Source organism: Candidatus Defluviilinea gracilis, assembly GCA_016716235.1.
GTDB lineage: Bacteria > Chloroflexota > Anaerolineae > Anaerolineales > Villigracilaceae > Defluviilinea > Defluviilinea gracilis.
On sequence record JADJWS010000002.1, the window covers coordinates 96,687 to 122,444 of the forward strand.

Here is a 25,758-nt window from a genome sequence, read left to right on the forward strand (position 1 = left end):
TTTAGCATGGCGGGAGATTCGAATCGAAGCCCCATTTGAACTAAAAGGAAATTGCAAGGATGAATCTCGTAGCGCGAAATGCCATTTCGCCTTTGATACCTTATACAACCCCTTTGGACGCAGACCCTTGCACCGCCCGCAAGGGCAGGTGAAAACGCTGACCCCGCTGATTCAAAGACAAGACTTACGCAGTTGGCGGACAGTTGCACTGCCGCCGCCGCAGTGCAACTACGGCACAACAGGTTCAACTGCGTAAGTCCTAAAAGAAAGAAAATCTGCGTATTCAGCGTGAATCAGCGTCCCGATTTTTCGGGAACCATGGAAAGAACGCGCTGGTCTTTCGCATGTACTCCTCGTAACCGGGCTTGCTTTGCATCGTCCGTTCGAGCATTGCCACGCCGGAGACGCGGAGCAAAAGCCACGTCATCAAGATGGGGGAGAGGATCGTCCACCACGCGCCAACCGCGAGGGCGATGATGAAGATTCCCCACCATACGATTGTTTCACCAAAATAGTTCGGGTGACGTGAGAACTTCCACAAACCCGACGTAAGCAATTTCCCCTTGTTTTTTGGATTACGCTTGAACAAAGTCAACTGCAAGTCCGCGATGGATTCAAAGAGCAAACCGAATCCCCAGATCAACGCGCCGAGCAAATCCATTGGCGTGAGGATGACAGGGTATCCAAACGATTGCGCGGCAAGGATAGGCGCGCTGATGAGCCACATCAAGAATCCCTGTAGGAGAAATACTTTGAAGAATGAAATCCACCACCAGCGCGGACCGTTCTCTTCGCGCCATTTGGCATAGCGGAAATCTTCGGGCTTGTTCCAATTGCGGAGTCCGATGTGAAGCGCGAGGCGCAGTCCCCAGAGCGTGACCATTACGCACATCCATTGTTTGCGCGGGATGTAGCCGTATCCGTATGAAAATCCCAGCCACGCAACGACGATAAAGCCAATGCCCCAGAAAATATCCACGATGCTGGAGTTCTTCAGCGCGAGACTCAATAGCCAGAGCAGGGTCATCAGGCAGAGAATGACGAGCCCACTGTTGAGGAAAAGTATCGTGAATGGCATAGTAATTTTGAAATTAATTTCGGGGGCTGGACAGATTACTTTTCCAAATTAATCCAACAACAAAACCTTCCTCGCTGAGCGGAGCGTCCTTCGACTGCGTTCGTCGCAACGAACGCTCCTCACTCCGCTCAGGACGAAACATGATTTGGGATGAGCGTAGACGAAGCGCAGGCTGGAAGACGCGATGGGATTGCTAGATTTAATTGTAAAAATGCAAAATCTCGCGTTACGAATGTCGTTGATAAAACACCAGCAATGTCGTTCCGTATTTCCGCTCATCGAACTTTTCAAGATTCTTCAACTCGACCGTGTTGAACTTGAATTCGCGCGGCGCGATCTGCACAATGACCCAGCCGTCATCCGTGAGCCATTCGAGATTATCGTCCACGAGTTCCAGCGCTTTCACCCACATATCCTTGTACTGCGGGGGAGCGATGTAGATGTATTCAAACTTTTTATCGGCTGGCGATGCGAGATACGCGAACGCATCTGCCCGGCGGATTTCTGACTGCGCCGTGAATCCGCAATGCTCCACGTTGGATTTGATCGTCTCGACGGGTTCGCGATTCGAATCCGTAAAGCGGACGGATGCCGCGCCTCGGCTCAACGCTTCGATGCCGACTGCCCCGGTGCCTGCGAACAGGTCCCACCAGTTGGAGTCGATCACGTCGCTGGCGATGATGTTGAACAACGCCTCCTTGACACGGTCGGTGATGGGGCGCGTCGTATCGCCCGTCACCGATTTCAATTTACGACCTCTTGCTTTGCCAGAAATGACTCGTAGACTCATGGAATTTGTTTGACCTCGCAGAATATCGCATCTCCCCGGCGGATTTGGATCACCGGCGGCGCGTCTCTGAAAATGGAGCGGTCATTATTTGTGCGTGTGTTGACCAGAACATAGTCGCCTGATTTCACTTCGCTCATTTCGTTCCGTAGATCGCGGACGATGGTGTTGCTCCCGGAATAATAGTCGGCAATGTATGCTTCACGCAGGACAAAGACATTCGCTGGTTGACTCAAACTCGCGTCCAATTTTTGCATCGCTTCTTTATAACAAGTAAGCCAGTATTCCGTTTCGTATTTGCGAAAGACTCCGCTCGTGCCGCCGACAAACGAATTGTAATACGCGTATTCGTAGGGATGGAGCTGGACGATCCCGTTGATGCCCGGCAAAAGGATCAGTAAAACAAGTCCAGCGCGTAGCCAAACTGGTTGAGTTGCTCGAATTGAGATTTGCTCAAATACAATTGTGATTTGCTCAAATACAAATTCAAATACGAAACCAGCAAAGATAAACACCGGCGGCAGGATAAAAAGGAAATGACGCAAGCCATCGTACACGGCTGGTCGAAGGATGAGGACGTAAGCGACGAGAAGGATGAACCAAGCGAGGGTCAAAGCCAGAGATGCAAATTCTTTTGAATTCGTTTTGAATTTCCAAAAACCGATCAGAACTCCAACCGCGAATAAAATCCATGTCGGTTCGGTGAGCGTTGACCACAGCATGAAGGGGAGGTAGCGGCGCGGCATGTCGTTGGCGCGGAATATCTCGCCGTTGAATAACACAGCCAATTGCGTCGGGTTATCGGACATGAACTTGAGCGTTCCGAAGAGTCCTGCAATTGGATTTTCCCAAAGATAGGGCCAGGTGAGGAGCATCACCGCGATGGCAACTACAACATAAATCATAAATGGTCGAAAATATTTTTTCGGTGAAGCCGAGTCCGCTTGAGCGGACTTGGTAGGAATAGTCGCGGATTTCAATCCGCGGCGGGCAAAGATGATGAAGATGGCATAACCAAGCACAATCATTCCAGCCAGAGGTCCCAGCACGCGGATGGATGTTGCGATGCCTAAACAAAACGATGCGGCGAGAACTTTCCACCAACTATTTTTTGCGCCTGTTGTAATTTCGTCCACCACCTCGAAGCCGAGACAGACTGACGCGAGAAAGAAAACTAAAAAGGGAGGGTCTTTCGGGTTGATGAAGGCATGTCCCCACAATAAAGGTTGATAGGAAAAAAACGCAGTCGTTGCGAGCGCGGCGGACGGTTTCATCCAGCGCGTGGACAGCCGATAGAGGAAATAAACTCCAAGTTGGAAAAAGACGAAATTGACGAGGTGCCAGGCTGAGGCGCGGTCAGAACCGAGGTCTTCCAATCCGTAGGCAAAATTGCGCGCAAGAAAAAGGTAGGCGGGTCCGCGCGTCTTGTGATCCTCCGCGCTGGGCCCGTATGAATTTTCGAGATCGAAATGTCCGCTGAACCATTCATGCGGCGAATAGGCATATCCGAGCGCGTCGGCATAATCGTAAAAGAGCGGCTCGTCCCATGAAAGCCCGTAGTCGCGGAAAACAAAAACGCCGACCAATAGATTGACGGCGAGCAAGATGTAAATCGGTTTTTGGATGATTCGCCCAAAAAGGGATTTCATAACAACGTGTTGCCGGCGGCGTCAAAAGCCTTGATCTCCGCTTTGACCGCTGGGCTGTTCGGGTACTCGCTTTCGAGCAGACCCCAGATCATCGAGTCGCTCCACTCATCGAGAAACGGCGTTTTTGCGCGGAGCGTGCCTTCGTGCGTGAAGCCGAGTTTGCGCGGCACAGCGGCAGAGGCTGTGTTGCGAGGGTCGCAATGAATTTCAATTCGGTGAATGTGGATAATTTCAAAAGCGACTTTGATTAACGCGGCGGTGGATTCGGTCACGAGTCCTTGTTTGACAAAATCTTTGTGAATCCAATACCCGATCTCAAGTTCTTTTTCGCCGAGCCGCGTGTGGAATCCTGTTCCGCCGAGCAACCGCGTTTCTTCGCGGTTGAAAATCCCATAAGTGAAATCTTGTCCCAGATCGAATTTGCCGCGAAATTCCAAAACACGCTTTGCCTTGTATTCAAACGGCTCAGGTTCATTGTGCGCCCACGGCATCCATGGCTTGAGATGCTCCACGCTTTCGCGCACCGAGTCCTCGAGCAACGTCGCGTCCGTCGGCTGATAGCATCGCACCACAAGCCGCGCGGTTTCGATTCGATACGCTGGGTTGGCAACTTTTGAATCGCTCATTTTCTTTTACCAGACTTTTTCTTCGTAGGTTTTTTGCCAAACCCGTTCAGCAACGCGTTCATCTCTTTTTCCTCGCCCGCCTGCCCTTTGAAATAATCGTTCATGAACACAGACCGCCGCAAACGCAACGCCATCGGCGCGACAATTTTCAGATCCTCATTCGTCACTTCATTGCGTCCATCCGCCGCCGCATACGCGCGCGCCGACTCAAACCACGTGATCTCAGCGCGCAGTGAATCGATTCCCATTTTTTGGACGAGCGCGATGGCGGGATTCGCAATCGAATCGGGGATGGTGACTCTCTTCATCTGCTCGCGCGCGCTGCGGATTTCTCCAGCCGCCGCTTCCATCTCCGGGGCAAACTGGTTCACCAAGTGACGCGGATTCGCCAGGTACGCATGGACTCGGCGGTACGCCTCCAGCCTCAGCGACGCATCGTCCAAGCCGCGGACGATAACCCGGAGTCCGAAGCGATCCAAAATTTGCGGGCGGAGTCTGCCCTCTTCGGGATTCATCGAGCCGATCAACACGAAGCGCGAGCGATACGTCGCCGCGACGGGTCCGCGCCGAACGGTGTACGATCCCTGCGCGGCGGCGTCGAGGATCGAATCAACGACATCGTCTGCGAGCAGGTTGATCTCGTCAATGTACAACAAGTTGCGATCTGCTTGTGCAAGTATTCCCCGACGAATTCGCATCCGTTCGTGGATGGCGGCTCGTTCGTCAATGCCGCCGACCACATCTTCAAGCCGCGCGTTCAACGGCAGTTCGATCAAGCGGACTTTGTCCGGCGCGGTGAGCGGTTTGCCCTCGGCGAATTTCTTCGCGCAGTCCGGGCAAACGGCATCCACTCCGCCCGCTTCAATGTCTTCAGGCAGACAACCGTACGGGCATGTGCTTCGCTCGACCATTGGGAGCAAATCCAAAAGACTTCGTACAGCCGTCGTCTTCGCCGTGCCGCGCGGACCGACCAGTAAAATCCCGCCCACATTCGGGTTGATCAACGCGAGCAACAGCGCGAGTTTCATTTCCTGTTGCCCGACGATGGCGAGGAACGGGAAGGGAAGCGCTTCGGTCACGCGCCCATCTTCCGAGGTGAGCGGCGGGAGATTTTTCCCGGAAACAAAATCCACCAGTTCGCGCAGACTTTTGAACGAGTGCGCGACCGGTTCTTTTTCTTCCGATTCGGGTTGGGTGAGTTCGGGTTCGGTCATTGCGATTCTCGCAGTTTCTTTTCAGTCAAACGTCGCGCCTGTCTTTCTTTTGCCTGCAACAGTTTTTGGGTTTCTTCCTCATTTTCAGCCGTCAATTGCGGAATTTCCAGCGGCTTGCCGCTATCGTCAAGCGCGACATAGACGAGGTAGGCAGTGTTGGTGTGCGAGCGTTCGCGGGTTAGCGGGTTTTCGGCAAGCACATCCACTTTCGCTTCCATGGACGTTCTGCCGGTGTATGTGACTTCCGCGTTCAGGGTAACGAGGTCGCCGATCTTGATCGGCTCGCGGAAGGTCATCGAATCGATGGCGACGGTCACGACTTTGCATTGGGCGTGGCGCATACAAGCGAGCGCGCCCGCCTCGTCCGCGAGTTTCATGATCCAGCCGCCGTGCACGTTGCCCAGCAGGTTGGCATGTTCGAGGTGCATGAGTTGAGACAGGGTGACGCGCGATGCGCTGATGGGTTTGGGCGTTTGGATGGTTGTCATAGTTGTAAGAAAGTTTACCATGCGACAGGACGAATGTGGGATGTGAACAAGGCTAGCGCGCGTAACCTTTCTGATGTTTCTCCGACATGGAGTAGATGCGGCTGCATTTTGTCCATCAACATTCTAGCGTCACAGTTAACCCTGCTAACAATATGCCAAACTCATTGTCTCTTGAAACTCACACACAGGAACTATTGGTCCATGAATTAATTGCCTATCAGGCGGAAAGATCGCCGCAAAAACCCGCTATCCAGTTTGGCGGCGAGTGTGTCACCTACGCGGAGTTGATCGGGCGCGCCAACCAATTGGCGCGGTATTTGCGCGGCGAGGGAGTTGTGGCTGGCGCGCGGATCGCCATCTCGCTGAATCGCTCCATCGAGATGGTAACAGGCATTTTAGGATGTCTCATCGCTGGAGCGGCGTATATCCCGATCGACCCGGCATATCCTCGGGAGCGTGTGGCGGAAATCCTTGCAAATTCCAATTCCCTATTTTGCATTACTCAAACCGGTCTGTTTCGATCTTCGCCGAAATCCGCTGTGAAAGTTATTTTGTTAGACGCCGTGTCAAAGAGCATCCAGCGCCTCCCTTCGGATGGTTTGGAAAATATGTCCGCCGAGAAAGACCTGGCTTATATTATTTATACTTCGGGCTCGACCGGGGCGCCGAAAGGCGTGATGGTATCTCATGACAGCCTTCGAAATTTTGTCAGGGTCTCTCAATCCGGGCTGGATGTCGCTTCGGATGATGTGTATCTTCAGAGCGCGTCCATTTCTTACGCGTTGGCTGTGCGTCAAATTATGGTGCCGTTATCGCGTGGCGCCACGCTGGTCGTCGCCTCCGACGAACAAATGCGCGACCCTCTGAGATTATTCGAGGAAATCAAGAGAACTCGCGTCACTTTGATGGATGTAGTGCCCTCATTTTGGCGGATGATCAATAAACGGTTGCAGGATTTGCCAGAGGCTTGCCGCAGCGATTTGTTGCAAAACCATCTGCGCAGGATCGTATGCGTGGGGGAGGCTTTGCGCATGGAAACTCCGCGAGATTGGAGGGCGCTAGCGGGCAACAAGGTAGAGCTTGTCAATATTTTTGGGCAAACGGAAACGACAGGCGTGGTTGCCACTTATCCAATCCCGGCCGCCGGTGATGATGGGCTTGCTTGCGCTGTGCCAATTGGACAGGCGATTGCTCAGACGCGCCTATACATCCTGAATGACCACATGGAGTCGGTCTTGCCGGGGCAAAGCGGAGAATTATTCATCAGCAACCCATGTCTGGCAGATGGTTATATACATTTGCCTGAACTCACGGCAAAGAAATTCATTAGCAACCCCTTTGACGATGGGATCAATTGCCGTCTCTACCGGACAGGGGACGTTGTGCGACAACGTGAAGATGGAAATATCGAGTTCGTGGGCCGCAGTGACTCCCAGATAAAGATCCGCGGTCAGCGACTCGAACTGGGCGAGGTGGAATCGGTTCTACGAAGTTGCCCCGAGGTGGAGGATTGCGCGATCCTTGTGTTAAAAGATCAAGCCGACGAGAATTATCTGGCGGCATATATTGTTCCCGCGCATGAAAATGTTGCCCTGGCAGAGATCCGCGCGTATTGTCGGCGAAAAATGCCCGACTTCATGATCCCCTCTCGATTTGTTACGCTACAAACGATGCCTCTCTCGACCAACGGGAAGCTGGATCGTCGGGCGCTTGCTCAGATTCGGGGCGCGAAATCCCTGGCGTCCACCATTGAGCCGCCGGGAAATAGTGTTGAGAGCCGGCTCATGGTCATCTGGCGCGAGTTGTTACAGCAGTCTGAATTTGGAATCCATGATGATTTCTTTGATCTTGGCGGACATTCTTTCATGGCAGTGAGGTTGATTTCCCGGATTGAGCGCGAATTTGGAATTCACCTTTCCGTAGGGGCTATTTTGAATGCTCCCACAATTTCCAGCCAGGCGGCGTTGCTGGAACATGCCAACACGGGTCTGTATCAAGAGCAGATTCTGGTTCCCATTAATCCCAGGGGGAACAAGCCCATCTTGTTCGGTGTCCATGGACATGAAGGAGGGGTGCTGTACTTCCGCTTCATCGCAAGACAGTTACCTGCCGATCAGCCCTTCTATGCTCTTCAAGCGCAAGGCGTGGACGGCGTAACTCCAGCCCTTCCGCGCATCGAGGATATGGCTCTGCTCTATCTTCAAGAAATTAAGAAACTTCAACCTCATGGACCGTATTATCTTTGTGGGTTTTCATTGGGAGGGGAGATCGCCTACGAGATGGCACAGCAACTCCTGAAGCAAGGCGAGCAGGTTAAGTTGTTATTGATGCTTGACACACGAAACCCGGAGCGGTTGGCGCGAACCCAGGTGTTTGCGGAGAATCAGCCTTTTCTCGATGGAACGGTTCGAACCATGCAGTGGCATCTCCGCCGCCTGTCACAGGCAGGTTTCAAGGGAAAAGTTGGGTATGTTGGGATGCTTATCCAGACAAAGATCTTGCGTATCGCGCTTTTCGGTCTGGTTGCCCTTGCATTTGCGATGAAGTGGCGTCTTTCAGATCGTCTGTTGCTTGCCTACTTGCGCACAACGCATAGTAAAGCATTGCATGAATATTTCCCCCAGCCCTACGCGGGCAAAGTGACATTGTTCCGATCGAGCCAGACCGAAGAGCAAAGTTGCGATCAAGTTCCCTGGAGTTGGGAGGCTCTTGCCCTGGGCGGTTTTGAGAAACATCGCTTTATTGCATCGCATAACATAATCGCCGAAGAGTATGCTCCTGAGGTGGCGCGGAAAATCAAGGAATGCCTTGAGCGCGCCAGCGAGGATTGAACATTAGACTTTTCTCTACCGCACATTTCTGCCACTAAGTTCTTAACTTGGCGCTCTTCGCGGTAAAAAGGGAGGTGTACGGTGGAGAGAATTATTTTGGAGAGAGGGCAACGTATCGTCAACCTTCAATCCATATCCTGTCGCAGGTCGCCGCTATCCAGAGTGTGGAGTAGTTCGGGGCTCTCGGCGAGAACATCGATGATGCCGTAGGATAGTTCCTGCATCATCGGCGCGAGAGGCACCTGCGCGGGCGGGGAAATGCGTTTTGGGGTTGGAGGACAAGCCATATGCGGCTTGTCTGAGTCTTCAGCCCGCTTGCGAATGATGCGCGGGTCGTTGGTCAAAGAACCGACGTAGTACCCCATCACAGAATACACTTCGCGCTGGGGGGTGACCCATCCGATATATTCGCCGGAACGGTTGAAAATATAAGGGTATACGAGGAAAGCGTCCGCTTCGCCTTGCGAGTTATAGATGGGGATAATACGGGTATGGGCTTGGGTTGCCATGCTTATTCCACATCATTATACGTCCAGTAGCGGTTCACGAAATAATTCCAAAGCATTACAATTCCGATAGCGATGGCGAGGGTGGCGTTTTTTGCCAGCGTTTCCGGCGTGAACGCGGAGAGTATGCTGAGGGAGGCGAAAAGCCCTTCCATGGGCGGCTCAACATAATGGAGGATGGGAACGCGAATGGCGATCCCCGCCGCGTTGACCACGAAGAACATCCCTAGTTGTTGCAGGATGTGGCGCGAGCGCGATTCTGGGTACGTCCAGTAGCGGTTGCCGGTAAAGTTGTTGGCAACCGCGCAAACGAACGAAATTGTCCCCGCGTAGACGAGCCGCATGGCGAATAGGCGGGTGAGCAGGTTCATCACGCCAAAATCGACCAGCGAGCCAATGGCGCCTACAGTGGCAAATTTCAGGAAGCGGATGCGTTCGATCTTGTTGGTTTGGGCGGTCATAGCCCCAGTTTGGATTTGAAATAGGGAATGGTTTTGGCGATCCCTTCCTCGAGGGAGACTTTCGGCTCCCACTGGAGGATGGCGCGGGCGCGGGTGATATCGGGGCGGCGCTGTTGCGGGTCTCGCACACTGCGCGCGTCTTTGACGTAGGTGATGCCCGCCTGGTTACCGGTGATCTTGTTGATGGCTTCGGCGAATTCGAGCAGGCTGATCTCGCGCTGGTTGCCGATGTTGACCGGCAAATGTTCGTCGGAATAAAGCAACCGCACGATACCGTCCACCAGGTCGTCCACGTAGCAGAACGAGCGGGTTTGTTTTCCCTCGCCGTACACGGTGAGCGGTTGCTCGAGCAATGCCTGTTTCAGCAGGTTCGGCAAGGCGCGCCCGTCCTCAAGGTCCATGCGCGGACCGTAGGTGTTGAAGATGCGCACGATGCGCGTGTCTACGCCGTGATAGCGGTGATATGCCATGGTGATCGATTCGGCGAACCGTTTCGCCTCATCGTACACGGCGCGCGGACCGGCGGGATCGACGTTGCCGGTGTAATCCTCCGTTTGCGGGTGAACCAGCGGATCGCCGTAAATCTCACTTGTGGATGCCAGCAGGAATCTCGCTTTGTTGGCTTTTGCCACGCCCAGGCAGTTGTGTGTGCCGAGCGCGCCGGCTTTCATGGTCTGGATCGGGAGGTTGAAGTAGCCCGATGGCGATTGAGGGTTGGGGCTGGCTGGCGAAGCGAAGTGCATCACCGCGTCCACTTTGCCGGGGATGAAGATGTAATTCGATACATCGTGTTTGTAGAACGAAAATTTTTCATTCCCCATCAAGTGGGCGAGGTTGCCCGGGTTGCCGGTGATGAAGTTGTCCAGCCCGACGATCTCGTGACCGTCGGCGAGCAACCGGTCGCTTAAGTGTGAGCCGAGGAATCCCGCGGCTCCGGTGATCAAAATGCGCATGTGTTATCTCCAATCGATTTTTGTGACCAGCCCATCGCCCGTCACTTGAAATGCCTGACCGTTGCCGGTATCCACCAGCCAAAGATTCCCCTGGTAAACGACCGCCAGGAAGTAGCCAGATTGCCCGTCGATTTGACGCGGCGCCCAGGCGGGGATTTGCGGCTCGAGACCCGGCGCGTCATTCGCAGGGAAAACTGTTCGCCGGTTGGAGCCATCGCGGTCCATGACGACGACCCGGTAGCGGCTGGTTTCGCTCTGTTCGTGAAAGATGGCTTGCAGGTACGCCACTTGATACTGTCGTTCGCGCGAACTGGCTTGGGTCGGCGACGCGTTTGGGTAGGCGAACATGCCGGTCTGCGAGGCGATGTCGACAGTGGCGTCGTTTTCAAATGAGGTGGCGCGGATGTCAAAGAACGGCGAATCTTCAGCGTTCACTAGACTGGGCGGGGGCGCATGAGTTACATAATAGAGGGTATTTCCGTCGGCGCCCCACGAGATGGACGGAAGCCACGCCCAGTCGCTGTGAGTGTTGAGGGGGACGATGTCGATGAGTGGTTTGATGTATTTGCCGTCCAAATCGACCGTGCCGATGCCGTCCGGGCGGGCGTATGCCAGTTTCCCGTTTGAGGAGAAGGCGAACGTCATGCCCCACCAGCCGTAGACGCCGCCGGCGTTCGCGTCCAGTATTTTTTTCTTTTCGCCGGTCGAGATGCTGTATCGCCAGAGGTCGTTGTTTGCCTGCCAGCCGGGCGCGGTGGCGCGCGGTTCCACTGTGGTGTAGGCGACGGAGCTTGTGCCGGGAATCCAATCGGCGAAGTGGACTACATTCGATACGCTGGTGGGGAAGGGTTTACTGCCAGGGTTGGTGCGAACCGCCCACAAGACGTTGATCTCTTTGCCGGCGGGCTTGGTAGATTTGCGGGTGTAGATGAGGTAATCGCCGCGCGGCGAGATGCGGAAGATGCGCCCGTCGAGGTCGCCGGTGGTGACGAGTGGAAAACGATTTGCGGTGGAGGTGTCGATGACCCATGCGTTGCCGCCCGCGATGTAGGCAAGTTTGCCGGGGATGGGCAGGGGCGCGAAGGACGTCTGCGCGCCGATCATCACGATCTCCGGTATCGCCTCCACGAGAATTACGGATTTGACGATGGATTTGCTGATTTCCACGCCGTCTTCCAGCACGCGGCGGTAGGTTACTTCTTGCGAGCCGTTTGCGCCGGCTTGCACGAGGCGCGTTTCGCCTTCGGGCAATGATTCGTTTCGCACAATTTGTTTGTCAAAGGGGATGACTTGTTCTTCGGTTTCGAAGATTTCGCGCACGCGAATGATGACGACCGAATCTCCATCGTTGAGCACCGTGTAGACCGGCGGATCGGCGCGATCCAAATTTCCGAATGCGATACCGGCGATTTGCAATGCCTGTTGCACGGTGCTCCCGGCGGGAATGGTGGAGGTTTGCGTCGCGCCATCGACAGTGACGGAGATGGTCGCCTCTGGGCTGGCGAACTGCGGGGAGCGGCATCCGTTTAGGAGGAGGCTAAGGTTGAGGAGCAGGAGCAGGCTTCCCCTGAGTCGACGCGCTGGTTTCGTCGAAGCGTTTCGCGTGAAAAAGATTCGGCGCATTTTATCCGGTGTATAATCCGTGCGCTATCGGATTCGACCGACGATGGTCATGAGTCCGTCGGCAATGGCGATGGTTTCGATGCGAAGCCCGGTGGCAACGGGACCCGAACGAGCCGGTGTACGCCTCTTCGATGATGGCGGTGATGGTTTCGTTGATGCCCTCCGGCGCGGGGAACGGACCGAAGTCGGCTGAGGCGATCTCGATGGTTGGTTTACCTTCCGCGTCGACGCCGACATTGACGATGATGCCGATGTTGGCGGCGAACACGCCTTGCTGGGTCTTGCCGTAAATTTTCATTTGCCCGTCGCGCAAATACACTTGCGGGTCGGTGATGAGCGGCGTGGAATTCTCTTGTTGCAGGCTCGGGTCGTTTTGCAGGCGCAAGGCAAGATAGGATGTGATCTGCGGCTCGGTGATGGTGATGGTTACCACGCCGCTGACTAAACCATCTTCGATGGATTTTTGGATGCCGTCTTGCAGGCTTTGCGCGGCTTCGGTCGACACTGGGATGGGCGCGAGGTCTGAGTAGTCGGGTCCGCCGGCGTACAGCGTGCAGGCGAGCGATGCGAGGATGAGCGCGATGAAAAAGATGCTGGGTTTGGTTCGTTTCATTCCTGGGTGTTCCGTACGGTGTAGTTCGTATTTCGTAAGTGGTCGGCGTGGTCTCGATGCGCCCTCAATAAACATTTGGGCGACTCGACCATCGTAAATCGTACATCGAAGGGTATTATAGCATGAGCGATTCTGAGGCTTCTACGGCGCAAAATTCCGAAACTGAATTGTCACTTTCAGCAAAACTGGAAGCAATGTTGTTTGTATCAGGCGAGCCTGTGGCGACCGCGCAGTTAGCGGCCGCGCTGGACGTTGCCCCTTCGGTCATCGAACGCGGGCTGAATGAGTTGGATGCGGCGCTCGCTAGTCGCGGTTTGCGCCTTCAGCGGAACGCCGGGCGAGCGCAGTTAACGACCGCGCCGCAACTCGCCGAACTTGTGGAGCATTTCCTTGGGCTTGAAGCCACGTCTCATCTTAGCCGCGCCGCGCTGGAAACGTTGGCGATCATCGCCTATCAGCAACCGGTCACGCGCCCGCAAATTGATTCGATTCGCGGCGTGAATAGCGACAGTATGATGAAGAGTCTCCTGCACAAGAATTTGATCCTCGAATCGGGTCGCGCCGATGGACCGGGTCGCCCGATCTTGTATTCCACCACGCCTGAATTTTTGCAACACTTTGGGTTGAACTCGATCCTCGAAATGCCATCGCTGGCAAAGCCTGAGGATGAGGAGTCGAAACAGGATGAGTTGTTGAAAGGGTAGGCGCATTTGAGCGCGGATACCTGCCCTTGCTTGCGCCATTGAAAACGCTGATTACGCGGAGTGTACAATCTACGTAATCAGCGTTCTGTTTTATTTCCGATCGATGCCGGCGGGTTACCTCAAATAACTTCCCGCGCTGACGAAAATATCTTTCAAGAATTTCACTTCCTCAATATCGTCCACGTACACGCCGTTGCGCGAGCGCGAGGAGTGGATCATCTTCCAGCCGCCGAGACTCATGCCGACGTGGGTGATACGTTTGTCGTCGTCTTCGCTGAAGAAGATCAGGTCGCCGATCTCGAACGGAGGCTCAACGGGTTTCGCGGCGTCGCATTGCATGTCGGCGTCGCGCGGAATTTCGATTCCCACCCAGCGGTGAAGCAGTTGCGCGAAGCCCGAACAGTCAATGCCGTTGCCACTGCTTCCGCCCCAGAGATACGGCACGCCGATCATCCGTTGTGAATCGGATTCAAGCATCGTGCGTTTTTCTTCAACATCTTGCGGGATGTCGGTGAGCGCGCGCAGATGACGCGACTCGACCCAGCCGACTCGGTTCGCGCGGACTTTTGACCACCCATCCTGCGTCTCTTCGACGGGGAGGCTGGTTCCGCTTACGAGACGAGTTATCACCACGCTGACGGGATTCGGCTCGGCGCGGAGTTCGATCACTGGCGCAATCACGAGGTGCGTGGATGTGGGGGCGAGTCCTTCACTGAGATAGGGACGATATGCCCAGCCCAAATATCCATCCGTTTGGCGGACGAAGACCCACTTGCCTTGTTCTTCCAATACTTCGAGTTCTGTGCCGAAGGTCAACTCGCTGAGGAGTGGAACGCGAAACGTGGGCTTTTCATGCAAGCCTGTGAGATTCGTGGCGACATGGACGCGCTCGTTCGCGTCGGTGTGGAGAGCGTTGACGGAAGCCGTATCAAGTTTCAATTGAGGAAAGAGGCGGGGCAGTTCATCCAATTGAGATTTATGGAGGACGCGTCCGCTGAGGGTGAGAGAGTCGCTTGTCTGCGAAGCGATCTTCACATCGAAGACGGTGGTGCGTTTGTCGAGCGTTTTGGCGAAGTCATCGAGGATGGTTTGCATGGAACGATTCTCTTTTGAATGATATAGTTTGCGCGATCTGGCGTTAGAGAACGCCAAGTACACAACGATGGAACGATTCTACCATCTGTGTTAATATGCGCCCCTATTTGGGAGATTGAGCAATGAAACTTTCTTGGGAACCGATCACACTGAATCTGCGGACGACTTTCCGCGTGGCGCATGGGGCGAGCGACCAGCGTCATAATGTGTTGGTGTTTCTCGATGACGGGGTGGGCGAAGCGGCGGCGGTGCCGTATTATGGCGAGACGCAAGAGGGGATCATCGAGTATTTGAAATCTGTGCCAGACTTGGGCGACGATCTTTTTGACATGGACAATGTTTTGGCGCGGCGACCTGCTGGCTCGCGCGCGGCGCGGTCTGCGATTGACGAGGCGTTGCACGATCTGTGGGGAAAAAAGTTGGGACAGCCGTTGTATAAATTGTTCGGGTTGAACCCGAAGAAGATTCCTTTGACTTCGTTCACGATTGGAATGGATGAGCCGCATGTGATGGCGGAACAGGCGAAAGCATCGGGTCATCCGATCCTGAAGATCAAGTTGGGAGGGGAGGAGGATGAGGCGCGAGTCAAAGCCATTCGCGGCGCGACCAACTCCAAATTGCGAGTCGACGCGAACGCGGGGTGGAGTCGTGAACAGGCGCTGAGACTCATCCCGCGTTTGGCGGAATACGATCTGGAGTTCATCGAACAGCCGCTGGCTGTGGATGATGTGGATGGATATTTTTGGTTGAAGGATGAGTTACGCGCTCAGCGAATTGACATTCCCATCTTTGCGGATGAGACGGCGAAGAATTCGCGCGATGTCGCCAAGTTGGCGGGCGCGATTGACGGCGTGGTGGTGAAGACAATGAAGAGCGAGGGAATCCGCGAGGCGTTGCGGATGATCCACGCGGCGCGGGCGCACGATATGCGGATCATGTTGAGTTGCATGGTCGAGTCGTCGGTGGGAGTCACTGCCGCGGCGCATCTCGCTCCGCTGTGCGATTATGCCGACCTGGATGGTCCGCTGTTGATCAAGAACGATCCCTATCGCGGGGTGACGTATGATGGGGCGAAGATGTTTTTGCCCGATGGCGCGGGGATCGGGGTGGAGAGAATTTAATTTATTGCTTCATTTTGCGCAAGACAAAGACCCCGAAGGGGTCATATGATTATAGAATCGATTTATCACGAGGGGGACAACCCCGAAGGGGTGTCAGAGATGGTAAAGATATGTCATCCCTTCGGGATTTGAAATCGATCATCACAATTTTCTATAACCCTACCATCCCTTCGGGATTGACAGGAGTGTAGGTTTAGTTGTTCAAACCGCTCTTTTTTCGACCACAACAGTCGCTTCACCCAATAGCGCGGCAATTGCGCCGATGGCGGCGAGTTGCGGCGCTATCAACGCGCCGACGACGCCAAACGTGAGGGGAATCTCAAAGATAACTTTACCTTCCTTGTCCTTGATGATCACGCGGCGGATGTTGCCCTCGTTGATGAGGTTCTTGATCTTGCGAAGCAGTTCTTCGCCGTCCACGCGGAATTCTTCGGTGCGAAATTTTTCTTCGGACATGTTGACTCCTCTACTTGTTGCGTCAGCAGTTGCACTGCTGACGCTTTATCCGTCACCAAAGTTCATCCGCAGTTGTGCTGTGGATGAACCTTCGGCAGTACAACTGCCGAAAGAACGGGATGAAACTGACGCCTTACCCTGTCACCAAAATATCTATCGGGGGATATGTTTCCTCGCCAAGAATATACGCGCGAGCGCTGGAATAAAGCCATTGTTCTGGCGACTGAACTAAACCTGCTCGTACAGGGTTCATGTGGATGTAATCCATTTTCTGGCGGGCAAACTTTTCGGTGAAAATTGCTTCTGGGTGAGACCCCTCCTGCCAAACCTGATACTTCGACACATCTTGCGCGCGGTTTTTGATTCGAGCATTCTCAAAAACGTTCAAAAAATCTGTTGCACTTTGTCTTTCCGCTTCTTGTGATATTTTTCTGGATGTATGGCGTTTAAAGTCTCTCGTAACATCGGAAAGATTAATCCCGATTTTGGGCCATAGTATTGCGTGAAGGTGCGATGACATGATTACAAAAGCATTGAGTTGGGTTTTCTTTTCTGTCCGCAAATAATTCAGCGAATCTAAAATAATTTGGCGGTAGGATTCTTTGTCGAATAGATACAGCCAATCAACCAGCGTCCATGTGACGAAATAGGCATAATGGGTATCAGAGAATACGCGATACGCTCTCGACATGTTTACTCCTCCATGCGGCAGTGCAACTGCCGCATGATCTGTGCAACTACCACGCGATTTAATCAATTGATCATCCAGCAGTTGTACTGCTGGATGGAGTTGCATAGTAGCCCAATATTCGTACAAGCACAATCAATCGGCAGTGCAACTGCCGATTGATCTATTTATCTATTCAAACCATTTTTCATCGAGCGGCGTCCACTCATCGGATTGATCGGCGCGGTCTGCCCAGTTTTCTTTGCCGCTCCAACTTTTAATTGCAATGGCATAGATCGAAGTGGCGCGCAATTCTTTGTCGGTGATCTCGCGGTATTCTTTGCCAGCCGTCATGGCGGGGAAATATTTTCCGATGAGACCATACAACAACTCACGCGCTTCGGCGGGATCGTCCACCAGCCGCGCGTCGCCGTAGACGACCACACTGCGGAATTGAAGCGAGAACTCGAGCGCGACGTTCGATGGCAGGAACTTCCCCAACTCGCTCGCCTCCAAACTGACCTTCGGGTTGGCTTCCACATTCGAGCGGACTCGCCCCGCGACATTCGAGTGAAACGCGATCTGATGATTCGCTTCGTCGTACCAAAACATCGTCGGGTTGATGAACGGCTGTCCGTCAATGGACGTGGCGATGTGTCCTATTTTTGCTTCATTGAGAAACGAGCGAATCCAATCGTCGTCTTTGGTGAGATGCGGGCGGCGTTGGAACGCGGCGGGAGGTTGTGGGATGTAGTCGCGGGGCATATTAATTCAACGCTCGTTTGTAAATACCGATCTGTAAAAAGATGACCACGATTCCGCACGCGGCAGAGATCAGCCAGTTAACCCATGTATTCAAGCCCATTGCATATTGCGCGAAGTAGACCGACGCGGTGAACGTCACGCCGCTGAGGATAGCGGCTTCACGCGCTTGATAAAAAGAGATGCTCGTCCTTTTTGTGTAACGGGGGAAGGGTGTGCGATGTCCAGCGGAACGCCTTTGATATTTCTTTGTTCTGCGAGATCATGAATTCTTTGAGCTGATTCATCGCCAGCATAGACTCGTACCACGCTGCGCGAAGTTTTGCCAGTTGCACGATGGTGCTTGTGCCCATCAACGTAAGCAGAAGAAATATCCCGCTGAAGATGAATTTGACGCCTCGCGTGAAGAAATCCGCGTCGAAGAATTGCGTGCCGAAGATGGCGGCGATCAGCGAACCGACGGCAATAAGGTAAAAGGACGAAATCCGCGCGCGGTCTTCGTTCGCCTGCGCGGCGGTCTGCGCGATGTATTCGTATTCCTCGGTGAGGAATTCGTCTGTGTTGACGGGTTGGGATTTTTGTTTGGGCATCCTACACCTTCACCGTCCACTCGCCCTTCCGAAACACTGCCACGCGCGAACCATCCGCTTTGACTCCATCAATATCCAACTTGTCTGAGCCGATCATAAAATCTACGTGCGTGAGGCTTTTGTTGCCTCCTGCGGCGGCGAACTCTTCCTCGGTCATATCTTCGCCGCCGACGATGGTGTCTCGGTAGGAATTTCCAATCGCAACGTGGCACGAAGCGTTCTCGTCGAAGAGCGTGTTGTAAAACAGAATCTTGCGCTGGCTGATCGGCGAACTGTTCGGCACGAGCGCGCATTCGCCGAGCCGCGCCGCGTTCTCGTCGGTCTCGATCAATTTCTTCAACGTCTCTTCGCCCTTTTTCGCGGACACTTTCACCGCGCGTCCGTTCTCGAACGTCAGACTAAAATCTTCGATCAACACGCCGCTGTAATTCAACGGCATCGTGGACGCGACGGTTCCGTCCACTTGATCTTTGTGCGGCGTGGTGAACACTTCCTCGGTGGGGAGGTTGGGGATGCCCGTGATCCCGTTTTTGAATTCGGCTTGCGCTCCCTGCCAGAGATGTTGTTCGGGCAAGCCGATGGTCAAGTCCGTGCCGGGAGATTGATAATGCAGAGCCGTGAATTTTTGAGCGTTCAGATAATTACGATACTTTTTGAGTTTCTCGACGTGTTCCTGCCACGCGGCGACCGGGTCCGCTTCGTAGATTCGACAACTGGCGAAGATCTCCGCCCATAATTTTTCCACCGCTTCTTTCGCAGGGACGGCTGGGAACACCTTCCGCGCCCACGCCGGTGACGCGGTTGCCACCACGCACCAGTTGGTCGTGTTTTCATACTTGCGGAGCGGTTCGAACTTTTCCGCGGATGCTTTGCGATTCTTCGCGATCAACTCCGGGTCAATGCCTGCCAGCAATTCGGGATCGGAGGAATGGATGGCGAGTTCCGCGTCCATGCGTTCGTAATATTCCTCGTAGCGCGTCAGCATCCAATTAGGCACTTCGGTCAGCGACTCATGGTCGGCATGTTCAAAACGGATGCGGGCGATGCGCTCGTCCGTGTAGATCGGCTCGACGTAAACCGCGCCAGCCTTGTACGCGCTTTCGGCTACTTTGCGCATCAATGGCGCGTCTTCAAGGATTCCGCGCAGGAGCAGGCGTTGTCCCTTGCGGAGGTTGAGTCCGATGCGGACAACGACATCGGCGTATTTTGAGAGCAGTTGATCGAATTCTGATTCTGTCATGGAAATCCCTTTTGAACCGCGAAGAAAACCTTTTTGAACCGCTAAGCGCGCGAAGGTCGCTAAGAAAAATCTTTGCGTTCTTAGCGCTCTTCGCGGTTAATTTTTTATCCTTTTTGAACCGCGAAGAAAACCTTTTTGAACCGCTAAGCGCGCAAAGGTCGCTAAGAAAAATCTTTGCGTTCTTAGCGCCCTTCGCGGTTAATTGATTTTACGCCTCGAACGCCCACTCGCCCGATCGCATCACAGGTTCGCGCGCGCCGTCGTCTTTGATCCCGTCAATGTCCATGTGCGGCGAGCCGATCATGAAATCCACGTGGTTGAGGCTGACGTTGCCTCCAGCGGCGATAAATTCCTCGTCGGTCAACTCAGCCCCACCCGTGAGCGTGAAGCGGTAGGCGCGTCCGATGGCGATGTGACAGGAGGCGTTCTCGTCGAAGAGCGTGTTGTAAAAAAGATGACCGCGTTTGCCGATGGGCGAGGTCGCGTTGACCAGCGCCACCTCGCCGAGCCGCGTTGAGCCTTCGTCGGTGTCCACCAGTTTTTGCAGGAGGGCTTGATTCTTTTTCGCGTTCACTTTCACGATGCGCCCGTTCTCGAACGTGACGCTGAAATCTTCGATGAGGCTTCCGCCGTAACTGAGCGGGAAGGTCGCGGCGACGGTTCCCTCCGCGCGGTTGCGATCGGGCAGTGTGAAGATTTCTTCGGTGGGCATGTTGGCGGTGAAGATCACGCCGTTCTCCGCCATCGCCTGCGCGCCGCCCCAAATGTGACCGTAGGGCAAGCCGAGGGTGAAGTCGGTGCCGGGACCTTTGTAATGAAGCGCGGAATATTTTTTTGCTTGCATGTACTTGGCGCGGGCTTTCAAGTTTTTGATGTGCGCTTCCCACGCGGCGACCGGGTCAGGGAGGGTGGCGCGAGTCGTCTCGAAGATGGCTTGCCATAATTTTTCTTCCGCTTCCTCTGGCTTGAGGTCGGGGAAAACTTTCGCCGCCCACGCCGGGCTCCCCGAAGCGACCACGCACCAGTTGATCGCGTTGCGGCTGACTTGCGCTCCGATCGCATTGTAATGACTCAAATGAGTTTTTTGCATTGCCGCGATTCGTTCGGAATCCAGACCAGCAAGCGCGTCGGGATCGTTGGCATAAACCGAAAGCAACGCGTCGCCGTTCTTGATCATGTTCATCGTGGCGTCAACGATATGATTCGAATACTCGTCGAACGAATCGACGGGCGCGTGTTGCAAGCGGAGGCGGAGCATTTCCTCGTCGCCCCAAATGACCTCCACATATTTCGCGCCTGCGGCATACGCGGCTTTCGTCACCGCATAGACGAACTCTCGCCCCGCAGGCGGCACTCCGCGCGAGGTGGCATTGGTGATGATGAGCCGCTGTCCCTTGCGCAGGTTCAGCCCCACGCGCACCACCGCTTCGGCATATTTTTCAAGCAATTCCTGGTGTTGTTTTGATGGCATGGCATCTCCCTTTTATAACCATGTCATTCTGAATACTATGAAGCCGTCAAGGTTTTTTGAAAAACCAGGGGATTGACAGCAACATAGTTGGGAAGGTAGGGTTGTTGCGAGCGGACGACAGCACAAGCAATCTTGAGGATCTTGTTTTGGATGTTGTTGAGGACCAGTTTTTTGTGCTTGCCATCCGCGACTTTGCGGTAAAAGTATTGCTGAAACTGCTTTTGTGCGTACGCACGGAGCAGGCCGCCAGATAAAGGAGTTTGCGTAACTTTGGAGGTCCAAAGTGTCGTGAAGTTGGAGCCGAGTAGACGGAAGAGCCACTTTCATGCTTGATCGGGCAGATGCCGATGAAAGCCGCCAAACTTCTTGGATCGAGTGTTTCCTGCATGAGGATCAGTAAGTGAGCGGCGAGTTGCAGCCCGATGCCAGGCACCGTCATGAGCAAGAGCAGGGTCTGTTTGAAGGTTGGATCGCTTTCAATCAAACGACGGATTTCCTTATCGATCTCTTTGATGGACTTGGTAATCTGCTCGATCATGTTCTGGTGAGAGTGCTTGGCAAGTTCAGACGAGACCTTCTTGCGGTGGATCGCGTGCAAGGCGTTCTTATGTCCCGTCAACTGTACCGAAAAGTGCTGGCGCGTGGTCAACAGTAGCTTGACTTGCTCCAAAATCTCGGCTCTCGGTTTCCACAAGGAGAGTTTGTCCGCATAGCGGCAGGCATACTCGGCGATATACTGGCAGTCCAGTTCATCGGTTTTGGAAGCGTTCACAGGAAACTTGCGCTGGATGTTCAACGGCGGTTCGACCGCCACCGAATAACCACTGGCATATAGGAAGTATGCCAAGCCTTCACTATAGACGCCTGTCGCTTCCATACACACCACGGTGCTTTCGGTCTTCAGGTTGTGTTCCTGCAACCAGCCGAGAAAGGAGACGAAACCATTTTCGTCATTCTCGAATTTCGTTGGTTTGACCGTGACTTTCCAAGGCTGTGTTCCAACACTGGCCATGAAAGAAGCGGATGCAATATCGACACCTACAAAGGATACAAATGTTGTCATTCTGAACCTCTTTTGGACTTGGGTATTGGGTTTGCCAACTTGTGAACGTGCATTCTCCATTACTAGCCTTTCAGGCTTGAATACCGATCGCATAGTTCACAACAAGGGCTGGGTCTGCTTCAGAATTTGAGTTTGACTCGGCGTTTGCCTCGTGAGCGGCTCTAGACTTGTTCAGCCCTTGTTTGGCAACTCCAATACTACTTCAAGTCTAATGGAGCGGAGCGAAGAATCTCCTCATATCACAGGAGACCCTTCACTATGTTCAGGATGACATTTGATTTTTCGCAAGTATAGCACGAACGCTATGATGGATTTATACTTGGCGGCATGCTCACCATCGAACAAGTGGATACAAACAACAAACGGCAAGTAAAACGTTTCGTGGAGTTTTATTACGACCTCTACCGCGATTGCAAACAATGGGTGCCGCCTCTTTTTCTCGACGCCTACCTGCCTCTCAATCGCAAGAAACATCCCTTCTTCAGCCACTCCGAAGCGGATTTCTTCCTCGCCGTTCGCGACGGCGAAGTGGTGGGACGAATCTGCGCCGCGAATAACAAGCCCTTCAACGACTATCACAAGACGAAGAAAGCGCACTTCTACGCCTTCGATTCCATTGACGACCTTGAGGTTGCCCGCGCCCTCTTCGACTCGGTCCGCGCCTGGGCAAAAGAGCGCGGACTCGACACGCTGATCGGTCCAAAGGGACTCTCTCCGTTCGACGGCTATGGGATTCAGATCGAAGGCTTCGAGCATCGCCAGATGATGACGATGATGAATTACAACTACGATTACTATCCCAAACTGATGGAATCTCTCGGCTTCGAAAAAGAAGTGGATTTTGTTTCGTGCTACCTGCCCGCTCACCAGTTCAAAATTCCCGAACGAGTCGAAAGCATCGCCAAACGCGTGATCGAACGCGGCGCGTTGACAGTTAAAAAGTTCAAGAGCAAGCGCGAGTTGATCAAATGGGCGCCGCGCATCGGCGAAGCATATAACAAGGCGTTCATCCACAACTGGGAGTATTATCCGTTCTCGCCCGGCGACATCCAATACGCGGTGGATAACATTTTCCTCGTCGCTGATCCGCGCCTCATCAAAGTTATTTTGGATGGCGAAAAGATCGTCGGCTTCCTCTTCGCCTTCCCCGATGTCTCCGCCGCGTTTCAACGCGCGAAGGGAAAACTCTTCCCGTTCGGCATCTTCGACCTTCTGCTCGAAATGAAACGCACGAAAACGGTCTCAGGCAACGGCATGGGCATCCTGCCGGAATATCAGGGACGAGGCGGAAATGCTTTGCTGTATTACGAAATGGGGAAAACAGTCTTGGGCTTCAACCAGTTCGAAAACGTCGAAATGACTCAGGTGGCTGAAACCACCGAACAAATGCGCGCCGATTTGAAGAACTTGAATGGGGTGGAGTACAAAAATCACCGGGTCTATCGCAAGGCGATTTGAGTTACCCCAGTTGCAATTTCACTTCATTCCCCATCACAACTGTTTTTTCGCCGCTATCGAAAACGCCTAGAGGCAGGATCACGTGGAATTGACTGCCGGGGAAATTTTCCTCATCGTAGCCTTTGCTCTCCACCCAGATGCGCCCGCCATGCGCCTCGACAATGCCTTTGGATAATGCCAATCCCAGCCCGGCGCCGCTCCCTTTGAAGCGCGACTTGCTCGTGGAATGTTTGAGCAGTTCGCCGGGTTGATAAAACTTGCTGAAAATGATCTCGCGCGAATCGGGATCTACGCCCACGCCGGTGTCGCTGACCACGATCTCGAGTCCGCCGTTGGGCATGTCTGCCGTACTGGGGGAGATTTGCCGCGCCTCGATGTTGATCTTCCCTTGATCTGGCGTGAATTTGATGGCATTAGTCAGCAGGTGCTGAAAAAGCTTGAGCAGAAGGTTTGGGTCTGCCTTGACCATGGGCAGGTTGGGAATGTCCAGTGTCAGTGTTTGTTCGCGTTCCTTGAGCGATTTTTCGGAGCCGTTCACCACGTTGCGGATCAAATCGCCGGTATCCACCGAAGTGAGGTGGAGTTGCAGAGTGCGCGAGTCGATTTGCGCGATATCGAACATCGAGTCCATGATCTCGTGCAGGCGTTTCGTGCCTTTGGAAATATTTTTCAACATGGAATGGCTGGGCAAAGGCAGGGAGGTATCTTCGAGCAGCATTTCGGTGTAGCCGATGATCGTTGTCAGCGGGGTGCGGAGTTCGTGCGAGGCGATGCTGATGAAATCGGATTTGGTCTGGTCGAGGCGCTCGAGGTCGCGGTTGGCTTTATCGAGGTTGCGATATGCCTGCCGCAGTTCGGTGTTGACCACCACCAGGTTATCGACGAGACGGGCGTTTTCGAGCGCCACCGCCGTCTGGTTCGATAACGCCGAAAGGGTGACGAGGTCTTCTTCCGTATAGCGCGTGCCGCTGATCTTTGCGCCGAGGGCAAACAGCCCGATCCACTCGCGCTTGGAAAAGATCGGGAGATACACCTCCGCTTCGAGATGATTGAACCATTCCCGCTCGGGCTGAGAAACCGACCGAAAAGCCGGGAGCAGGTCCAAGTCGTATTGAAGAAGCGGGCGGCCCTCCACCACGAGGTATTTCGTCACCGGGTGTTCGCTTCCCAGTGTGGTGATCCGAATCTGCCGCTCGCCCTTGTTGCGGACGGCTCGCAGGCGGTAATTCTTCTCGCCGTTCGGCGTGATATCGGGATCTACAAGAAAGAGGAAGCCGCGCGAAATGTCCATCGCCTCGATGATGAGCCCCACGGCGACATTGGCGAGCCTCTGCATATCGAGGATGTTGCTGATCTGTTCGCTGTAGGCGTGGAGCGTGCGGCTGGCGTCGTATTCCTGCAAGTTGAACCAGTTGTTGACGAGCCGCCGCACGCTGGTCAGCAACGGGGTGAAGATCAACGCCAACACAAGCGCGATCCCCGCGCCGACGACGAGCGGGTTGTAATTCGGCAGAGCATTGAACACCGATTGCGAGGCAGTCGCGCCAGCGACATAAAAGATCAGGATCACCAACGTGGTGATAACGTACGTAAGCACCCGCCGCGCAACATTCCGCAAGTCTGGCGGATCGTGGGTAACAATGATGAGCGCGCCGAGCATAGCCGCGCACAAACGCGCCGGGTTGCCGGGTATGGGCATCCCGAAAAACAGCAAACCATCGTTGAGCGCAATCAGCAGAAACGCCGGCGTCCAGTAATTCAGGCGGTTGCGGAGCAGGGGCTGGCGCGAGCGGTCATGCGCAATACGCACAACCACAAAAGCCCCAGCAGTAAATACCAACCAGCCATACCCTGCCCAGATCGACGCGAGCCGGTCGAAGGTGACAACGAGCGCGCCGTTCGTCCAAACCACTTCGCCGAAACGGAACAGGTTGAAGAGGATGGCAAAAAAGCCAAGCAGCCAGACGCCTCCCACGATCAGCCAGTTGCGAGAATTCCGTCGCACAAAATACAGGATGGCGATCAGGGCAATGAAGGAAAGGATGAATGCGCCGAACGCCTGCAGGTCGATTGCGCTCCGTTCGCCGAGCGCCAATTGCCCCCCGCGTATCAGTCCCTCTACAACGGTCAGGAGCAGGTTGATGATAACGTATACCGAAAAGAATACGGCGGCGGTCTCTTGCCCGGCGCGCTTGCGTAACAACAACGAAAGCACAGGCAGGTGCAATGCCGCTGCGATCATCAATAAGACCATCTCGAAAATTTGGGGTGACATTGAGCAAAAGTATACTCGAAATCATTT

At 54.1% G+C, this 25,758-nt stretch carries 25 protein-coding genes; 4 read left to right on the plus strand and 21 right to left on the minus strand.

The features are described from left to right. Nucleotides 1-283: 283 nt before the first annotated feature. From IPM31_11330 to IPM31_11355, 6 genes are all read right to left on the minus strand, one after another. Complete coding sequence (locus IPM31_11330; GenBank protein MBK9007571.1) at nt 284-1,078, minus strand: DUF1295 domain-containing protein; 795 nt, start codon at nt 1,076-1,078, stop codon at nt 284-286. A gap of 226 nt (nt 1,079-1,304) precedes the next feature. Next, entirely contained in the window at nt 1,305-1,868 is a 564-nt protein-coding gene (rsmD, locus tag IPM31_11335; protein ID MBK9007572.1) for a 16S rRNA (guanine(966)-N(2))-methyltransferase RsmD, read from the minus strand. Beyond that, the gene (locus IPM31_11340) at nt 1,865-3,514 is read right to left on the minus strand and encodes a phospholipid carrier-dependent glycosyltransferase (GenBank protein ID MBK9007573.1); all 1,650 of its coding nucleotides are present in this window, start codon (nt 3,512-3,514) and stop codon (nt 1,865-1,867) included. The genes rsmD and IPM31_11340 overlap by 4 nt, the downstream gene beginning before the upstream one ends. Further along, complete coding sequence (locus IPM31_11345; GenBank protein MBK9007574.1) at nt 3,511-4,140, minus strand: GNAT family N-acetyltransferase; 630 nt, start codon at nt 4,138-4,140, stop codon at nt 3,511-3,513. The genes IPM31_11340 and IPM31_11345 overlap by 4 nt, the downstream gene beginning before the upstream one ends. After that, nucleotides 4,137-5,219 (minus strand): ATP-binding protein, encoded by a 1,083-nt coding sequence (locus IPM31_11350; GenBank protein MBK9007575.1) that lies wholly within the window; start codon nt 5,217-5,219, stop codon nt 4,137-4,139. Before IPM31_11350 ends, IPM31_11345 begins: the two co-directional genes overlap by 4 nt. 131 nt (nt 5,220-5,350) lie before the next feature. Next, nucleotides 5,351-5,863 (minus strand): acyl-CoA thioesterase, encoded by a 513-nt coding sequence (locus IPM31_11355; GenBank protein ID MBK9007576.1) that lies wholly within the window; start codon nt 5,861-5,863, stop codon nt 5,351-5,353. Between the two features lie 131 nt (nt 5,864-5,994). On the opposite strand from IPM31_11355, the gene IPM31_11360 reads away from it, so the two are divergent. Next, complete coding sequence (locus IPM31_11360; GenBank protein ID MBK9007577.1) at nt 5,995-8,673, plus strand: amino acid adenylation domain-containing protein; 2,679 nt, start codon at nt 5,995-5,997, stop codon at nt 8,671-8,673. A gap of 125 nt (nt 8,674-8,798) precedes the next feature. Here IPM31_11360 and IPM31_11365 read toward each other — a convergent pair whose 3' ends face one another. Genes IPM31_11365 through IPM31_11385 form a run of 5 tightly spaced genes read right to left on the minus strand, consistent with a single transcriptional unit; the run spans nt 8,799 to nt 12,829 of the window. Continuing rightward, nucleotides 8,799-9,182 (minus strand): hypothetical protein, encoded by a 384-nt coding sequence (locus IPM31_11365; protein MBK9007578.1) that lies wholly within the window; start codon nt 9,180-9,182, stop codon nt 8,799-8,801. 2 nt (nt 9,183-9,184) lie between these two features. Further along, nucleotides 9,185-9,640 carry a GtrA family protein gene (locus IPM31_11370; protein MBK9007579.1) on the minus strand — a complete coding sequence of 152 codons (456 nt, stop codon included), beginning with the start codon at nt 9,638-9,640 and terminating at the stop codon, nt 9,185-9,187. Then, nucleotides 9,637-10,593, minus strand: a complete 957-nt coding sequence (locus IPM31_11375) for an SDR family oxidoreductase (protein MBK9007580.1) — start codon at nt 10,591-10,593, stop codon at nt 9,637-9,639. Before IPM31_11375 ends, IPM31_11370 begins: the two co-directional genes overlap by 4 nt. Nucleotides 10,594-10,596: 3 nt before the next feature. After that, nucleotides 10,597-12,216 carry a G5 domain-containing protein gene (locus IPM31_11380; protein ID MBK9007581.1) on the minus strand — a complete coding sequence of 540 codons (1,620 nt, stop codon included), beginning with the start codon at nt 12,214-12,216 and terminating at the stop codon, nt 10,597-10,599. 1 nt (nt 12,217) lies between these two features. Then, on the minus strand, nt 12,218-12,829 hold the full coding sequence (locus IPM31_11385; GenBank protein MBK9007582.1) for a hypothetical protein: 612 nt from the start codon (nt 12,827-12,829) through the stop codon (nt 12,218-12,220). A gap of 122 nt (nt 12,830-12,951) precedes the next feature. On the opposite strand from IPM31_11385, the gene scpB reads away from it, so the two are divergent. Beyond that, nucleotides 12,952-13,533 carry an SMC-Scp complex subunit ScpB gene (gene scpB / locus IPM31_11390; GenBank protein MBK9007583.1) on the plus strand — a complete coding sequence of 194 codons (582 nt, stop codon included), beginning with the start codon at nt 12,952-12,954 and terminating at the stop codon, nt 13,531-13,533. 114 nt (nt 13,534-13,647) lie between these two features. Here the strand turns inward: scpB and IPM31_11395 are convergent, their stop codons facing one another. Continuing rightward, nucleotides 13,648-14,628, minus strand: a complete 981-nt coding sequence (locus IPM31_11395) for a C40 family peptidase (protein ID MBK9007584.1) — start codon at nt 14,626-14,628, stop codon at nt 13,648-13,650. 122 nt (nt 14,629-14,750) lie between these two features. Here IPM31_11395 and IPM31_11400 point away from each other — a divergent pair, with 122 nt between their 5' ends. After that, on the plus strand, nt 14,751-15,749 hold the full coding sequence (locus IPM31_11400) for a dipeptide epimerase (GenBank protein MBK9007585.1): 999 nt from the start codon (nt 14,751-14,753) through the stop codon (nt 15,747-15,749). A gap of 201 nt (nt 15,750-15,950) precedes the next feature. Here IPM31_11400 and IPM31_11405 read toward each other — a convergent pair whose 3' ends face one another. From IPM31_11405 to IPM31_11440, 8 genes are all read right to left on the minus strand, one after another. Next, complete coding sequence (locus IPM31_11405; GenBank protein MBK9007586.1) at nt 15,951-16,205, minus strand: DUF4342 domain-containing protein; 255 nt, start codon at nt 16,203-16,205, stop codon at nt 15,951-15,953. Nucleotides 16,206-16,338: 133 nt separating this feature from the next. After that, the gene (locus tag IPM31_11410) at nt 16,339-17,001 is read right to left on the minus strand and encodes a transposase (GenBank protein MBK9007587.1); all 663 of its coding nucleotides are present in this window, start codon (nt 16,999-17,001) and stop codon (nt 16,339-16,341) included. Nucleotides 17,002-17,064: 63 nt separating this feature from the next. Then, nucleotides 17,065-17,637, minus strand: a complete 573-nt coding sequence (locus tag IPM31_11415) for a pyridoxamine 5'-phosphate oxidase family protein (GenBank protein MBK9007588.1) — start codon at nt 17,635-17,637, stop codon at nt 17,065-17,067. A gap of 1 nt (nt 17,638) precedes the next feature. Beyond that, on the minus strand, nt 17,639-17,776 hold the full coding sequence (locus tag IPM31_11420) for a hypothetical protein (GenBank protein ID MBK9007589.1): 138 nt from the start codon (nt 17,774-17,776) through the stop codon (nt 17,639-17,641). A gap of 19 nt (nt 17,777-17,795) precedes the next feature. Then, nucleotides 17,796-18,224 (minus strand): hypothetical protein, encoded by a 429-nt coding sequence (locus IPM31_11425; protein MBK9007590.1) that lies wholly within the window; start codon nt 18,222-18,224, stop codon nt 17,796-17,798. 1 nt (nt 18,225) lies between these two features. Then, entirely contained in the window at nt 18,226-19,464 is a 1,239-nt protein-coding gene (locus IPM31_11430; GenBank protein ID MBK9007591.1) for an aminopeptidase, read from the minus strand. Between the two features lie 208 nt (nt 19,465-19,672). Then, nucleotides 19,673-20,935, minus strand: a complete 1,263-nt coding sequence (locus tag IPM31_11435) for an aminopeptidase (GenBank protein ID MBK9007592.1) — start codon at nt 20,933-20,935, stop codon at nt 19,673-19,675. A 46-nt stretch (nt 20,936-20,981) separates the two neighbouring features. Then, on the minus strand, nt 20,982-21,998 hold the full coding sequence (locus IPM31_11440) for an IS110 family transposase (GenBank protein ID MBK9007593.1): 1,017 nt from the start codon (nt 21,996-21,998) through the stop codon (nt 20,982-20,984). Between the two features lie 327 nt (nt 21,999-22,325). On the opposite strand from IPM31_11440, the gene IPM31_11445 reads away from it, so the two are divergent. Continuing rightward, the gene (locus IPM31_11445; GenBank protein ID MBK9007594.1) at nt 22,326-23,456 is read left to right on the plus strand and encodes a hypothetical protein; all 1,131 of its coding nucleotides are present in this window, start codon (nt 22,326-22,328) and stop codon (nt 23,454-23,456) included. 1 nt (nt 23,457) lies between these two features. Here IPM31_11445 and IPM31_11450 read toward each other — a convergent pair whose 3' ends face one another. Beyond that, the gene (locus IPM31_11450) at nt 23,458-25,731 is read right to left on the minus strand and encodes a GAF domain-containing protein (protein MBK9007595.1); all 2,274 of its coding nucleotides are present in this window, start codon (nt 25,729-25,731) and stop codon (nt 23,458-23,460) included. Nucleotides 25,732-25,758: the final 27 nt, after the last annotated feature.